The sequence below is a fragment of the Streptomyces hebeiensis genome, from assembly GCF_052983195.1.
The window spans coordinates 5,333,025-5,346,593 of sequence record NZ_CM129812.1 but is presented as its reverse complement, the minus strand read 5'-3'; the positions used below and the strand labels follow the sequence as shown (position 1 = coordinate 5,346,593).

At 72.5% G+C, this 13,569-nt stretch carries 11 protein-coding genes; 1 reads left to right on the top strand and 10 read right to left on the bottom strand.

Annotated features, from left to right (window positions below; genetic code table 11):
* Positions 1 to 267 precede the first annotated feature (267 nt).
* Entirely contained in the window at positions 268 to 1,878 is a 1,611-nt protein-coding gene (locus ACU6P3_RS23030) for an alpha/beta hydrolase (RefSeq protein ID WP_447193924.1), read from the top strand.
* A 103-nt stretch (positions 1,879 to 1,981) separates the two neighbouring features.
* On the opposite strand, the gene ACU6P3_RS23025 is transcribed toward ACU6P3_RS23030, so the two are convergent.
* The 10 genes from ACU6P3_RS23025 to ACU6P3_RS22980 all read right to left on the bottom strand — a co-directional run bounded on the left by ACU6P3_RS23025 (position 1,982) and on the right by ACU6P3_RS22980 (position 13,523).
* A complete protein-coding gene (locus tag ACU6P3_RS23025) occupies positions 1,982 to 2,233 on the bottom strand; it encodes a hypothetical protein (RefSeq protein ID WP_447193923.1) in 252 nt (83 codons plus the stop codon).
* A gap of 27 nt (positions 2,234 to 2,260) precedes the next feature.
* Positions 2,261 to 3,208 carry a hypothetical protein gene (locus ACU6P3_RS23020; protein WP_447193922.1) on the bottom strand — a complete coding sequence of 316 codons (948 nt, stop codon included), beginning with the start codon at positions 3,206 to 3,208 and terminating at the stop codon, positions 2,261 to 2,263.
* Positions 3,209 to 3,384: 176 nt separating this feature from the next.
* Positions 3,385 to 4,563 carry an adenylyltransferase/sulfurtransferase MoeZ gene (gene moeZ, locus ACU6P3_RS23015; RefSeq protein WP_447193921.1) on the bottom strand — a complete coding sequence of 393 codons (1,179 nt, stop codon included), beginning with the start codon at positions 4,561 to 4,563 and terminating at the stop codon, positions 3,385 to 3,387.
* A 73-nt stretch (positions 4,564 to 4,636) separates the two neighbouring features.
* Positions 4,637 to 5,560, bottom strand: coding sequence for a spherulation-specific family 4 protein (locus ACU6P3_RS23010; protein ID WP_447193920.1), 924 nt, complete (start codon positions 5,558 to 5,560; stop codon positions 4,637 to 4,639).
* A complete protein-coding gene (locus ACU6P3_RS23005; RefSeq protein ID WP_447193919.1) occupies positions 5,548 to 6,552 on the bottom strand; it encodes an SDR family oxidoreductase in 1,005 nt (334 codons plus the stop codon). The genes ACU6P3_RS23010 and ACU6P3_RS23005 overlap by 13 nt, the downstream gene beginning before the upstream one ends.
* Before the next feature lie 695 nt (positions 6,553 to 7,247).
* On the bottom strand, positions 7,248 to 9,002 hold the full coding sequence (locus ACU6P3_RS23000) for a dipeptide ABC transporter ATP-binding protein (RefSeq protein ID WP_447198025.1): 1,755 nt from the start codon (positions 9,000 to 9,002) through the stop codon (positions 7,248 to 7,250).
* A 113-nt stretch (positions 9,003 to 9,115) separates the two neighbouring features.
* Entirely contained in the window at positions 9,116 to 10,105 is a 990-nt protein-coding gene (locus ACU6P3_RS22995; protein WP_030754862.1) for an ABC transporter permease, read from the bottom strand.
* A complete protein-coding gene (locus ACU6P3_RS22990; RefSeq protein WP_447198024.1) occupies positions 10,102 to 11,244 on the bottom strand; it encodes an ABC transporter permease in 1,143 nt (380 codons plus the stop codon). The genes ACU6P3_RS22995 and ACU6P3_RS22990 overlap by 4 nt, the downstream gene beginning before the upstream one ends.
* Before the next feature lie 74 nt (positions 11,245 to 11,318).
* Positions 11,319 to 13,043 (bottom strand): ABC transporter substrate-binding protein, encoded by a 1,725-nt coding sequence (locus tag ACU6P3_RS22985; protein WP_447193918.1) that lies wholly within the window; start codon positions 13,041 to 13,043, stop codon positions 11,319 to 11,321.
* Between the two features lie 378 nt (positions 13,044 to 13,421).
* Positions 13,422 to 13,523: an Ms4533A family Cys-rich leader peptide gene (locus tag ACU6P3_RS22980; protein WP_324604757.1), complete on the bottom strand. Its 102-nt coding sequence runs from the start codon at positions 13,521 to 13,523 to the stop codon at positions 13,422 to 13,424.
* Positions 13,524 to 13,569 lie beyond the last annotated feature (46 nt).

Sequence of the window (13,569 nt, the reverse complement as noted above, 5' to 3'; positions counted from 1 at the left end):
GCGCTCCACCGGCGCGGTACGTGCCACCGGCGAGGTGTGTTCCACCGGCGGGGTGCGTTCCGCCGGCGCGGTACGTGCCACCGGCGAGGTGTGTTCCACCGGCGGGGTGCGTTCCGCCGGCGCGGCGGGGCGGGCGAACTCCTCGCGGCGCGCGCGGCGCACCTGAACCGGACGTGTGCCGGCGCGGGGCGCCCCCGGGCCGCCCCGCGCCACCCGCATGGACCGCGGCCCCGCGCGGCGTGTGCCGTCGGGGCGCACGATGGGGCCATGCCGACCCTGCCGACGTCCTTCCCCGCCCGGCGCGGCACCCTCCTCGCCGCCGTGTCCACCGCCACCGCCGCCGCCCTGCTGACCGCCGTCGGCTGCTCCGGCGGCGCGGACTCGGGCGAGAACCCGGCCGGCGGGAACGTGAACGTCCGGGACACGCCCTCCGACCTGGCGTCCCAGCGGCTGGAGTGGACGGCGTGCCCGGCCCCCTCGGTCGCCGAGGGCGGGGGCCCCTCGCCGTCCCCGCTGCCCGGCGGCGGAAGCTGGGAGTGCGCCACGATGAAGGTCCCGCTCGACTACGCCAAGCCGCACGGCGACACGGTCGGTCTGGCCCTCATCCGGGCCAGGGCCCGCGACCAGTTCAGGCGGATCGGCTCGCTCGTCTTCAACTTCGGCGGCCCCGGCGGCTCCGGCGTCACCGGTCTGCCGTCCTTCGCGAACGACTACGAGAAGCTGCGCTCGCGCTACGACCTGGTCAGCTTCGACCCGCGCGGGGTGGGCCGCAGCAGACCCGTGGAGTGCGAGACGAACAAGCGGCTCGACGCGTTCTACGCGCAGGACTCCACCCCCGACACCCCCGCCGAGGAGGCGTCGTACGTCAACAGCCTCAAGAGCTACGCCGCGGCCTGCGAACGGCGTTCGGGCCCGGAGCTGCCCTACGTCGGTACCCAGAACGCCGCCCGTGACATGGAGCTGATGCGCCGGGTCCTGGGCGACGACAAGCTCCACTACTTCGGGATCTCGTACGGTACGGAGCTGGGCGGCGTGTACGCGCACCTGTACCCGAAGTCCGTCGGCCGGGCCGTCTTCGACGCCGTGGTCGACCCGACGCAGGACTCCGAGCAGGGTTCGCTCGGCCAGACGAAGGGCTTCCAGCTCGCGCTGGACAACTTCGCGAAGGACTGCATCGCGCGCGGCTCGGCCTGCAAGCTGCCCGGCAGCACCCCGCAGGAGGTCGAGTCGTTCATCACCCGGTTGCAGAAGAGGCTCGACAAGCAGCCCGTCGCGGGCATCGGCGCGCGCCAGTTGACCGAGCCGCAGGCGACCAACGGCATGGCCCAGGCGCTGTACTCGAAGGAGTTCTGGCCGTTGTTGGAGCAGGGCATCGACGAGGCGGACGGCGGCAACGGCGCACTGCTGCTGGCGCTCTCCGACTCGATGAACGGACGGAACGAGAAGGGCCAGTACAGCAACGTGCAGGCGGCCAACGCGGCCATCAACTGCGTCGATTCCAAGGAGCGTTACACGCTCGCCGAGACCCGGGCGAAGCTCCCGGAGTTCCGCAGGGCGTCGCCCGTCTTCGGGGACTTCCTGGGCTGGGGGCTGCTGGGCTGTTCGCACTGGCCGGTGCCCGGCCAGTGGAGGACACCGGACGTCCACGCGCCGGGCGCGGCCCCGATCCTGGTCATCGGCAACACCGGCGACCCGGCCACCCCTTACGCGGGCGCCAGGGCGATGGCGAACGCGCTGGGCAAGGGGGTGGGGGTCGAGCTCACGTACAAGGGCCAGGGCCACGGCGCGTACGACAGCGGAAACCCGTGCGTGCAGCGGACGGTGAACGACTACCTGCTGAACGGCAAGGTGCCGGCGGCGGGCACGGTCTGCCGCTGACGGCCCTCCCGGACCTCCTCCGACTCTGGTTCCACCACCGTCCGATCCCGCCCGAAGCGGAAATCACCATGGTGCCGACTCCGCGACCGTTTGGTACCGCGAATCACCCGTCCGTGTCGTCGTCACCGCTCCGCCCGGCCTCCGGTTCCCTGGTGAGCCGGGTCGCAAAGCAGTAGGCGACCGTGACGTCCTGGTATTCCTGACCGGGGGTGACCGAGTCCGGTAGGTGGGTGCGGTCGCTGTGGCTCGTCGACTCTCGCTTCCCGGTGCCGGGGAAGCGGACGACTGCCTGGGGTTCCTGTGTGAAGCAGAGCCGTTCGGCGTGGACCGTCGACCGGAACAAGATGTCCCCCACCGGGCTCCCAGCTCCCGCCCCTCGCGTTCAGGGCGGCTCCTCCGACTCCCTGGCGGTACGTAGGCGATGGGACCTTGGCGGCAGCTTCCCGTCCTCTCCGCGCACCCGGCGCGTGCGGGTGCCGCCTTGACTCCCGCCGCCCCGGCCCCGCTCTCCCTCCGCGCCCTTGCGCGCCGCACGCGGCTCGGCCGGCTCGGTCCGTTCAACGGTGGCGTTCGCCGTCTCAGCAGCGCCCGCAACGGCGTGGCCGCCGCCCCGTACCGTCTCGCCTGCCGCTTTCGTCACACCCGTGGCCTGTCCGGCCACGCTTTCGGCGGTGCTCCCCACCGCCTCACCGGCGCTTCCGACGGTCCGGCTCGTCTCATGGCCGATGTCCTCCACCGCGCGCCCGGCACCACCGCCCACGTCCTGAACGGCCCTCCCGGCTCCCTGACCGACATCCTGTACGGCGGCTCCGGCGCCGTAGCCGACCTCCTGGACGGCCCTTCCGGCACCCGTACCCAGCTCCCCCACGGCCTGACTGGCCCCGCTGCCGACATCTTGCACGGCGGACCCGATTCCACGCGCCAGCTCGTGCAGGATCTCCGGGTTGCGGTCGAGCGTGGTGAGCACGCGGTCGATGATCTTCGCGACGTGGTGGAGACGCACCTTGAGCTGGGCCTGTGCCTCGACGCCCGAGATGCCCAGGTGCACCTGGCCGAGCGAGACGTCGGCGCCCACATTCAGTTTGAGCAGATCCAGCACCTCGGCCTGCAGCGAGACGTGCGCCCGCAGATCCTCGACGTCCAGGTCGATCTCGTCGACCTTCAGGATCGGAACGTCGAGGAAGACGTCAGGGCTCGCACCGGCTGCGTCCTCCTCGTCATAGGCCTCGGGATTGGCGTACTCGTCACTGTTCCCGGTGTCGAGTTCGTCACCGTGTTCGTCGTCGTAGTCCTCGACGGAGCCCTCGTCGTTCTCGGCATTGCCGCGCATCGCCACGCCTCCGCGATTTGGCACATGTTTCGACCATTTTGATCTATTGAACCCATTTATGCGCGTTAGGTACCGTCCGCCCAGCCGACGCCAACCGACAACGACAGAAGCCCACGGCATCCGACCTGGTCAGAGCCGTGGGCTTCGTCAGTCCCGCTGGTCAGCGAGACCCGTGCTCAGTAGACCGGCTTGTCCGGCTCGATCTGGTTGACCCAGCCGATCACACCGCCGCCGACGTGTACCGCGTCCGCGAAGCCCGCCGACTTGAGCACCGCGAGGACTTCCGCACTGCGGACACCCGTCTTGCAATGCAGGACGATCTTCTTGTCCTGCGGCAGTGAACCAAGGGCCGAGCCCATCAGGAACTCGTTCTTCGGGATCAGCTTCGCGCCGGGGATCGAGACGATCTCGTACTCGTTCGGCTCCCGGACATCGATGATCTCGATGTTCTCCTTGTCGTCGATCCACGCCTTGAGCTGCTTGGGCGTGATCGTCGATCCGGCCGCGGCCTCCTGGGCCTCCTCCGAGACGACGCCGCAGAACGCCTCGTAGTCGATCAGCTCGGTGACCGTGGGGTTCTCGCCGCAGACCGCGCAGTCGGGGTCCTTGCGGACCTTGACCTGGCGGTACTGCATCTCCAGGGCGTCGTAGATCATCAGCCGGCCGACCAGCGGCTCGCCGACGCCCGCCAGGACCTTGATCGCCTCGGTGACCTGGATGGAGCCGATGGACGCGCACAGCACGCCCAGCACCCCTCCCTCGGCGCAGGAGGGGACCATGCCCGGGGGCGGCGGCTCCGGGTACAGGCAGCGGTAGCAGGGGCCGTGCTCGGACCAGAAGACGCTGGCCTGGCCGTCGAAGCGGTAGATCGAGCCCCAGACGTAGGGCTTGTTGAGCAGGACACAGGCGTCGTTGACCAGATAGCGGGTGGCGAAGTTGTCCGTGCCGTCCACGATCAGGTCGTACTGCGCGAAGATGTCCATCACGTTCTCGGCCTCGAGCCGTTCCTCGTGAAGGATCACGTTCACGTACGGGTTGATGCCGAGTACCGAGTCCCGCGCCGACTCGGCCTTCGACCGGCCGATGTCGGACTGGCTGTGGATGATCTGGCGCTGGAGGTTCGACTCGTCCACCTCGTCGAACTCCACGATGCCGAGCGTGCCGACACCGGCCGCGGCCAGGTACATCAGCGCCGGGGAACCCAGCCCGCCGGCACCCACGCACAGCACTTTCGCGTTCTTCAGCCGCTTCTGCCCGTCCATCCCCACGTCCGGGATGATCAGATGACGGGAGTACCTGCGGACCTCGTCGACGGTGAGCTCGGCAGCGGGCTCGACCAGGGGTGGCAGCGACACAGGGACCTCAACAGGGGTTGGTCGGTCATTCGATACGGATGGTGCGTTCCCTGTAACACTGCCACGGCCCTTCTCATTCCGAGACACCCGGTCCGAGGCGCGAGACAATTTCGTCCCAGAAGCCGGGCAGCGTCTCGAATGAGCTGTTCTGCCCCGTCCGGTCCTCACGGTCGGTGAAGAAGATCGTGCCCGCGCCCTGCCAGCGGGCGATCCGCATCGCCTCCTCCAGATGGTGGCGCGGTATCCCGTGGACGAGATGGACGAAGCGCTCGGGCGGATGGGCGGCGGTCCACTCGGCCGCCTGGGACCAGCGGTAGTCCGCCCAGGGACCGGAGAAGGTCACGAGCTGGTCGGCGGTCTCGGCGTAGCCGGGGTACGGATGGGTCCCGTGGCCGAGGACGAGGTACGGCCGCCGTGCCCCCGCCCGCCGTACGGCGTTGACCTGCCGCACGGCGACCGCCGGGTCCGACGCGGCGCCCCGGGCGGCCTCCGGGGCGGTGTCCGCGGCACCGTCCGGGACGGGGCCCGGGCCCGCGTCCGGCGCGTCGGCCGGGAAGGCGGCCGGCCACCGCGCCGCGTTCGCCGGGCGCAGGGTGGTCAGCACCTCCGCCGTCCTGCGCACCCCGTCGAGCCCGTCCCGCCCGGCGGGGCAGCGGTCCAGGTAGAAGCCGCCGACCCGGTACCAGTCCAGATGGCGCTGGGCGTCGGCGACCAGCTCCCCCAGGGGCCGGGTCCCGTACGCGAGGTCCAGATGTCCGAGCACCCGCGCGCCCGCGTTGGCGAGCCGGCCCACCGCCTCCAGACAGTGCGGGTCGGGGCAGGCGCCGGGACCGTCCGCCACATTGAGAACGGCCCAGTGCAGCGGCGTGCCCGGCCGGGTCAGTTCGGCCCATTCGGCCGGAGCGAGCAGAGGGTGCGCGTATCCCGGTACGCCGAAGCCGAGCCGGCTCTCCTCCGTGGCGGAGAGCCGGACGCCCGTGCTCGTCAGATGCGGCACGCGGCCTCCATCCAGATGTCGGCCAGGGACTCCTCCAGGTTGATCCGGGGCCGCCAGCCCAGCCGGTCCCGGGCGGTGCGGACGTCCGCCTGCTGCCAGCCGCCGCAGCCGTCGGGGTACGGGAAGGGGCCCGCCGCCAGCTGCTCCGCCACGGACTCGCCGCGCGGGGCGCCGATGGCGGCATGGCCGGACGCGTGGCCGTGCCCGGGCACGTGGCCGGGCCTGAGCGGGCCGGAGGGCAGGTCGATCTCGTGCAGCGCGCCCGCGTAGCCGGCGACGCGCGCCAGCACGGCGGCGGCGTCCCGGAGCCGTACCGCCCGTCCGCTGCCGATGTTGACGATGCCCTGGGCGGCGGAGAGGGAGGCGGCGTGCACGGCGCGCGCCACGTCGCGCACGTCCACGAAATCGCGCTGCACGCCGAGCCCGCCCAGCTTCAGCTCCCCGTCGCCCGACTGCATGGCGCGGCGCATGGCCTCGGCGAGCCGGCCGAGCGGGGACCCGGCGGGGGTGCCGGGGCCCACGGGCGAGAACACGCGCAGGACCAGGGCGTCGAGACCGGAGCCCAGGACGAGCTCGGAGGCGGCGAGCTTGCTGACGCCGTACGGACCGCCGGGGCGCGGTACGGCGTCCTCGGCGGTCGAGGAGCCGTGCTGGGACGGGCCGTACTCGGAGGAGCAGCCGAGCTGGACGAGCCGGGCGCCGCAGCCGCTGCGGCGCAGCGCCTCGCAGACGGTGGCGACGGCGACCGTGTTGTGCCGGGTCAGGTCGCGCGCGCCGCCGCGGGTGGCCCCGGCGCAGTTGATGACGACCCCGGGGTGGACGGCGTCCAGGAAGCGGGTGAGCGCGCCGGGGCTGCCGCTCGCGAGGTCGAACCGTACGTCGGCGTCGTCGCCGCGGCCGAGCGCGGTGAGGTGCACGGCGGGGTCGGCGAGCAGCCGGTCGGCCACGAAGCGGCCGAGGAAACCGTTGGCACCGAGCAGGAGGACCCTCATCGTGCGGCCCTTCCGTGCGGACGGGCGTGGAGCCGCCGGCGGACCGGCCGGGAGGCCGGTGCCGGGGTGGGCGGGTTCATCTGTGTCGTTCTCCTTGTCAGGTTTCGGGTGTGTTCAGGTGTGCGCGGGGTCCTGGGAACGGTGCCGGAGGTGACGGCGGGGACACCGAGGGGTCCGGACGCGGCGGCCCGGGTGCGGCGGACCCGGACGCGGTGGTCCGTTCGGGAGAGCGGGCGCCGCCCGGGGCAGCCCCGCCACCCGGGGCGCCCGCTCTCCCGGGCACCGCGCAGAAGCGTTTGGCCCCGGGCACCGCGCGGAAGTGTGGTGGCCGACGGGCCGGGTGGGGCCGTGCCACCGCCACCGGACACGGGGGGGGCGACACCGCGGCACCACCTCCGCGGGCTCGCGCCCGCGGGCGCGAGCCCGCGCACAAGCCGGTGACACCGGAGCCCGGAGTCACTCTTCGCGAATGAACACCCACTGTCCGTGAGCAGTCCGGTCCGCACGCGCGCACCCCCGATCTCCCATGTGAACGGCCGTCGTTGGTCCGACGACCAACAGCGGGACGACCGTATGCGGATACAGCGGTGGCGCGACGGACGGTTGTCCGTCGCGCCACCGGAAGGGGTGAAAGCACGTAACTTTCCCGGACCGGGCGCGTTTGTCGCGCTACGGAACGGTCAGGTCATCAGGCGTCAGACCGCGGCCATCTCCCGGGGCAGTTCGCCGCGGGCCGAGCGCCGCGCCGCCGCGTGCGCCGGATCGAGCACCGGCACCGCCGCGAGCAGCCGGCGTGTGTACGGGTCGGCGGGCGCCCCGTACACCTGCGCCACCGTCCCCTGCTCCACGATCCGTCCGCCCCGCATCACGGCAACCCGGTCGCTGACCTGCCGTACGACGGCGAGATCGTGGGCGATGAAGACGAGGGCGAGCCCCAGTTCCCGCTGGAGCTCCGCCAGGAGGGCGGTGACCTGGGCCTGTGTCGTCACGTCCAGCGCGGACACGGGCTCGTCGCAGACGATCAGCCGGGGCTCGGCCGCGAGCGCCCGCGCGATCCCGATCCGCTGCCGCTGGCCACCGCTGAACTCGTGCGGATACCGGTCGTACCGGTCGGGGTCGAGACCGACCCGTTCCAGCAACTCCCGTACGCGCCGGACGATCCGCGTCTCGTCCAGCGCCCCGGCGGCCCGCAGCGGGTCGGCGACGGACTCGCCGACGGAGCGCCTCGGGTTGAGCGAGGAGGCGGGGTCCTGGAAGACCATCTGCAACTCACGCCGGACGGGCCGCAGTTTCCTCTCCGAGGCCGCCCCGATCTCCGTACCCCGGTAGCGCAGGCGACCGGAGGTCGGGTCCAGCAGCCGTACGAGCATGCGCCCCAGGGTGGTCTTGCCGCTGCCGCTCTCGCCGACGACGCCGAGGGTCTCCCCCGGCCGTACGGTCAGCGACACGCCGTCCACGGCGGTGACGGTGCGCCGGCCGCGCCGGAACTCCCGCCGCAGGTCGACGGCTTCGAGCAGCACCTCGCCCGCCGACGCCGCTGAAGGCGCGGGGCCGGGCGCGGGCGCGGGGCCGGGCGGCTGCGTCTTCGCCTTCGTCGGCGTCTTCGTCGGCCCGGGCACCGGCGCCGACGCCGGCTCCGGTGCCGGCACCGGGCCACGCGTGAGCGGCGCGTCCACCCGGGGCACCGCCGCCAGCAGCGTCCGCGTGTACGTCTCGCGCGGCGCGCCCAGCAGGTCCGCCACCGGGCCGCGCTCCACCTCCCGTCCCTCCCGCATCACCAGAACGTCGTCCACGCTCTCCGCCGCGACCCCGACGTCATGGGTCACCAGCAGCAGCCCCATGCCCGTCTCCTGGCGCAGTTCGTGGAGCAGGTCGAGGATCTGGGCCTGGACCGTGACGTCCAGGGCGGTGGTCGGTTCGTCGGCGATCAGCAGGCGGGGTCCGCAGGCCAGGGCCATCGCGATCAGCGCGCGCTGGCGCATGCCGCCGCTGAACTCGTGCGGCCGGGCGTGCGCCCGGCGCGCGGCGTCCGGGATGCCCACCCGGTCCAGCACCTCGACCGCCCGCGCGCGGGCCGCGCGCCGGGTGGCGGCCGTGTGCACCCGGTACACCTCGGCGATCTGGTCCCCGACCGCGTAGTACGGGTCCAGGGACGACAGCGGGTCCTGGAAGACCATCGCGGCCACCGCGCCCCGCAGGGCGCGCAGTTCGCGGTCGGTGGCGGCGCCCACGTCCGTGCCGCCCACGCGCACCGTGCCGCCGACGCGCGCGCCGGTCCCCCGGTGCAGCCCGAGCAGCGCGCTCGCGACCGTGCTCTTGCCGCTGCCGGACTCCCCGACCAGGGCGAGCGCCCGGCCGGCGGCCAGCGTGAAGGACAGCCGGTCGACGGCCCGTACCGGCGCCGTGCCCTCGTCGGTGGTGAACTCGACCGTCAGGTCCGTCACCCGCACCAGGGGATCCGCCGCCGTACCGGGATCCGTTGGCGTCCGCGTCGGTCCGCCAGGCTCCGTCGGTCCGCCCGGCTCCGTCGGATCGTTCGGCTCCGGCGCGTCGTTGAGCTCCGTCACAGCAGTGCCACCCTCCGGTCGGCCGCCGCGTAGAGCAGGTCGGCCACCACGTTCGCCAGGACCACGGCCACGCCGACCACCAGCACCACTCCGACCACCACCGGCAGGTCGACCTGGCGTACCGAGTCGATCAGCGTCTTGCCGACGCCGGGGATGCCGAAGAGCGACTCGGTCAGCACCGCGCCGCCCATCATCGTGCCGAAGTCGAGCGCGCTGAGCGCGATGACCGGCGGTACGGCGCCCCTGAGCGCGTGCCGCGCGACGACCGCCCGCTCGCCGACCCCGTAGGCCCGGAAGGTGCGGATGTGGTCCTCGGCCAGCGTCTCCAGCGTGGAACCGCGCGTCAGCCGCGCGTATTTGGCGCTCTCGTAGAGCCCGAGGGTGAGCCAGGGCAGCAGCAGGTTCCACGCCCACTGCTCGGGATCGTCGGTGAACGGTACGTACGACGGGAAGGGCAGCCAGCGCAGATACGCGCACACCAGCATCAGCAGCAACAGCCCGAGGATGAACACCGGTGTGCCGGTGCCGGCGAGGGTCAGCACGGTCAGCGCGCGCTCGGTGATCCCGCCGCGCCGGAGCGCCGACAGCAGGCCGGTGCCCACCCCGATGACCAGCCACAGCACCATCGCGCCCAGCGCGAGCGACAGCGTGGCCGGGGCCCGTTCCAGGATCAGCTGGGTGACCTGCTGATCGGTCTTGTACGAGAAGCCGAGGCAGGGCGCGTCGCAGTGCAGTACGGCCGTGCCGGTGGAGTAGTCGCGCCCGGCGACGACGCCGCGCAGGAACTCGCCGTACTGCGCGACCACCGAGTCCTCCAGGCCGAGCCGCTCGCGTACCTGCTCGACCTGCTGTGTGGAGCAGCGATCGCCGCAGGCGAGGCGGGCCGGGTCGCCCGGCACCAGGTAGAAGAGCGCGTAGACGGCGACGGAGAGCACGAGCAGGACGCCCGCCGCGCCGCCGAGCCGTTTGAGCAGGTAGCGCGTCATGAAGCGGGGTCCTCGGGAGCGTCGTGGTGATGGGGAGCGGAAGCCGGCGCGGACCGGGGTGCGGGCCCGGCCGCCGGGCCGGGCGCGGCGGCGGAATCGGAGACCGGGGCGGAGCCCGACGCCTGCCCCGGCCCGGGAGCCGTCGCGGACGTCGTCTCCGGCGCCGCGCCGGTCGCCGCCACGGCCTTGCGCGGGCCGCGCGGGCCGCGCGGGCCGCGCCGTCCGACCCCCAGCCGTCCGGCCGCCCGCGGATCCAGCGCCGTGCGCACCGCGTCCCCCAGCACCGTGAAGGCGAGGACGGTCACGAACAGCAGCCCGGCCGGCAGCAGCACGTACATCGGGTCGGCCCGGAACCAGACCTGCGCCGTCGACAGCATCTGTCCCCAGGACGGCGTCGGCGGTTTCACTCCGACGCCCAGGAAGGACAGGGACGCCTCGATCACGATGTTCGACGGCAGCAGGATCGCCGCGTAGGTGATGACGGGCGCGGCGAGCGACGGCAGCAGTTCGCGCCGCGCCACCCGCCACCGCCCCGAGCCGCCGAGCCGCGCCGCGGCCACGAAGTCGAGCTGTTTCAGGGTCAGCGTCTGCGCCCGGACGATCCGGGACGTGCCACCCCAGTTGAGCAGGCCGATGACCAGGACGAGCAGCACCGGGCGCGGGAAGCCGGCGGGCACGACGGCCGTCAGCGCGATGGCCAGGACGAGCATCGGCAGCGCGATCATCACATCGGTGAACCGGCTGAGGACGGAGTCCACCAGCCGGTTGCCGAGCCCGGCGGCGAGGCCGACCAGGACGCCGATGACCACCTGCACCACCGTGGCCCCGACCGCGACCAGCAGCGACACCCGGGCCCCGTAGAGCAGCCGGACGAACAGGTCGCGGCCGGTGCCCGGCTCGACCCCCAGCCAGTGGTCACCGCTCACCCCGCCGAACGGCCCGATGGGCACACCGCCGCGCGCCGAGTCCACCAGCGCGTCGTGGTACGTGTCCGGGTCCTGCCCCTCGAGGGCGGCCAGCAGCGGCGCGGCCAGCGCCAGTACCACCAGCAGCCCGAGGACGGCCGCCGACCAGACCGCCGAGGGCCTGCTCCGCAGCCGCCGCCACACCTGACGGGCGCCCGAGGCGGCCGCCGCCACCGGGGCCGCCGCGTCCCCGGCGGGCGTGGAGCCCGGCGGGGACGCGGCGGCGAGCCGTGGCTCAGGAGTCGTCGTCACTTGACCGCGACCTGCGAGATGTCGAGGACACCGGTCCAGTCGCTGATCACGACGTTCTTGACGTCCTTGCCGTACAGCCGCTTGTAGACCGGGTGGAACAGCGGCACGTCCAGGGCCTTCTCACCGATCTTCGCGTCGAGCGCGCCCCAGCGCTTCGCCGCCGCGTCCAGGTCGGTCAGCTTGTTGATCTCGTCGATCTCCTTGTTGACCTCCGGGTCGTCCAGCAGCGCGTGGTTGAAGTTGGAGCCGTCCTCGACGATCTGCCGGCCGTCGAAGATCGGCGCCAGGAACGGACCGCCGGACGGCCAGTCCGCGCCCCACCGGGACAGGTAGAAGCCGGGCGAGTCCTTGCCGCTCCAGCGCGCCTCGTTGAACGCGTTCTGCTCGAGGCCCACCAGCTTGACCGTGATGCCGGCCTTCTTCAGCGCCTCCTGGACGGCCGTGGCCACCTCGGGGCTGGTCTCCCGGTTCTGGACCGTGGAGTGGGTCAGCGAGATGGTCAGGCCCTTGTCGAAGCCCGCCTCCTTCAGCAGCTCCCTGGCCTTGGCCGGGTTGCCGGTCTTCCCGGCCGGGAAGTGGTCGTACGGCGTGTGGCCGAACGCCTTCTGCTCGGGCAGGAACGTGGTCGCGGGCTCGGCCAGGGCGGAGCCGCCGGCCGCGTTGATGACGCTGGTGCGGTTGATGGCGTACGCGATCGCCTGGCGCACCTTCGCGTTGTCGAACGGCTTCACCTTCGGGTTGAAGGCGAGGTAGTTGGTGTAGCCGAAGTGACCGGTGCCCACGCGCGCGGCGAGTTCCTTGTCGCCGCCGATCTGGGCGAGTTCGGCGGGCCCGAGGTTGGTGTCGGTGGTGATGGCGGCGGCGTCGGCACCGGAGCTGGTGGACAGCCGCTGGTTGATGACGGCAGCGTCCAGCCCGGCCCTGACGTCGATGCGGTCGGGGTAGGCGTGGCGCTGGTCGTCGGTCTCCTCGGACCAGTGCGGGTTGCGCTCCAGGGTCAGGTGGACGCCGTCACCCTCGTTCTTCACCACCCGGTACGGGCCGGAGGAGACGGGGTGCTCCTCGTACTTGGCACCCGTGTCCTTCTTCTTCGGCACGGGCGCGAACTGGGTCTGCGTGGCCACGAAGGGGAAGTCGCCCTCGGGCTTGTTCAGCTTGAAGACGATCGTTCTCTTGTCGGGCGTGACGATCGAGTCGAGGCCCTTGGGGTCCTTGTACGGCCCCTCGTAGTCGGCCCCGCCGATCAGCCAGTCGCGCAGGTAGGGCGCGCCGCCGGAGAGTTCGGCGGCGAAGGAGCGCTCGATGCCGTACTTGATGTCGGCGCTGGTGATGGGGGTGCCGTCCTCGAACTTCAGCCCCTTCTTGAGGGTGTACGTCCACTCCGTGGCGTCCGCGTTGGGGCGTCCGGTGTCGGTGGCGAGGTCGGGGACGACCTTGGTGCCGGCCGCGCCGTCGGCCCGGTTGCGGGTGGTCAGCGTGCGGAAGACGAGCGAGGGGACGTTGCCGCCGCCCGAGGTGTAGAGGCGGGCCGGGTCGAAGTCGCTCTGCGGTTCGGTGTTCAGCACCGAGAGCGTGCCGCCCTTTTTCGGCTCGCCCTGGCCGGCGCCGCCGTCCTTGGCATCGTTGTCCTGGGGGCCGGCGCAGGCGGCGGCGCCCGCTGCCACGACCAGGCTGACGGCTGCCGCGGCCAGGCGGCGGGAGGTACGGGACGATTGACGCATGGGAAGGTGGCCTCTCGATGGCTGGGGGAGCTGGATTCAGGGAAACGCCGGGAAACGCGGAACAAGGCTTACGGGTCCCGGTGGAGCGTGGGAAGACCGCGATGACGGCGACAGCCCCGCGGAGGGGCACGGCGCCTCCGTACGCCTGCCACGCGTACGTCCGCCGCTGTGGTCGCCCCGCGGACGGCCGGTCGCGCGTGCCGTCAACCTCGCGTACGGTCACCGCCCCCCGAGTGCGCCGGCCGCGTCGCGGCATACCGGAGCGCCCGGCACACGGGCATCCGGGGCCGACAAGCCGGCGGCATCATGGGAGGGGAGGCCGTCACGCCCCGGAACAGGGGCGGGGGCCGGTTGCCGGACGCGAGGCCGGCGGCGGGATCAGCGACAGTGAATGTCGGCCACGCACAGCGCGGTCACACCGATGAGCGTCAGCTCGATCAGGAAGGTGTGGCCGGGAAGAACGGCGCGGCGCGTGGACATGACGAGAAATATGGACGACCGGGTCGCCGATGTCAACGCATCGTGA

What these genes read in the sequence shown, in the direction of transcription:
- ACU6P3_RS23005 (WP_447193919.1), bottom strand. Translation starts at nt 6,552, where the DNA reads ATGAGGGTCCTCCTGCTCGGTGCCAACGGTTTCCTCGGCCGCTTCGTG.
- ACU6P3_RS22985 (WP_447193918.1), bottom strand. Translation starts at nt 13,043, where the DNA reads ATGCGTCAATCGTCCCGTACCTCCCGCCGCCTGGCCGCGGCAGCCGTC.
- ACU6P3_RS23030 (WP_447193924.1), top strand. Translation starts at nt 268, where the DNA reads ATGCCGACCCTGCCGACGTCCTTCCCCGCCCGGCGCGGCACCCTCCTC.
- ACU6P3_RS22995 (WP_030754862.1), bottom strand. Translation starts at nt 10,105, where the DNA reads ATGACGCGCTACCTGCTCAAACGGCTCGGCGGCGCGGCGGGCGTCCTG.
- ACU6P3_RS22980 (WP_324604757.1), bottom strand. Translation starts at nt 13,523, where the DNA reads ATGTCCACGCGCCGCGCCGTTCTTCCCGGCCACACCTTCCTGATCGAG.
- ACU6P3_RS23020 (WP_447193922.1), bottom strand. Translation starts at nt 3,208, where the DNA reads ATGCGCGGCAATGCCGAGAACGACGAGGGCTCCGTCGAGGACTACGAC.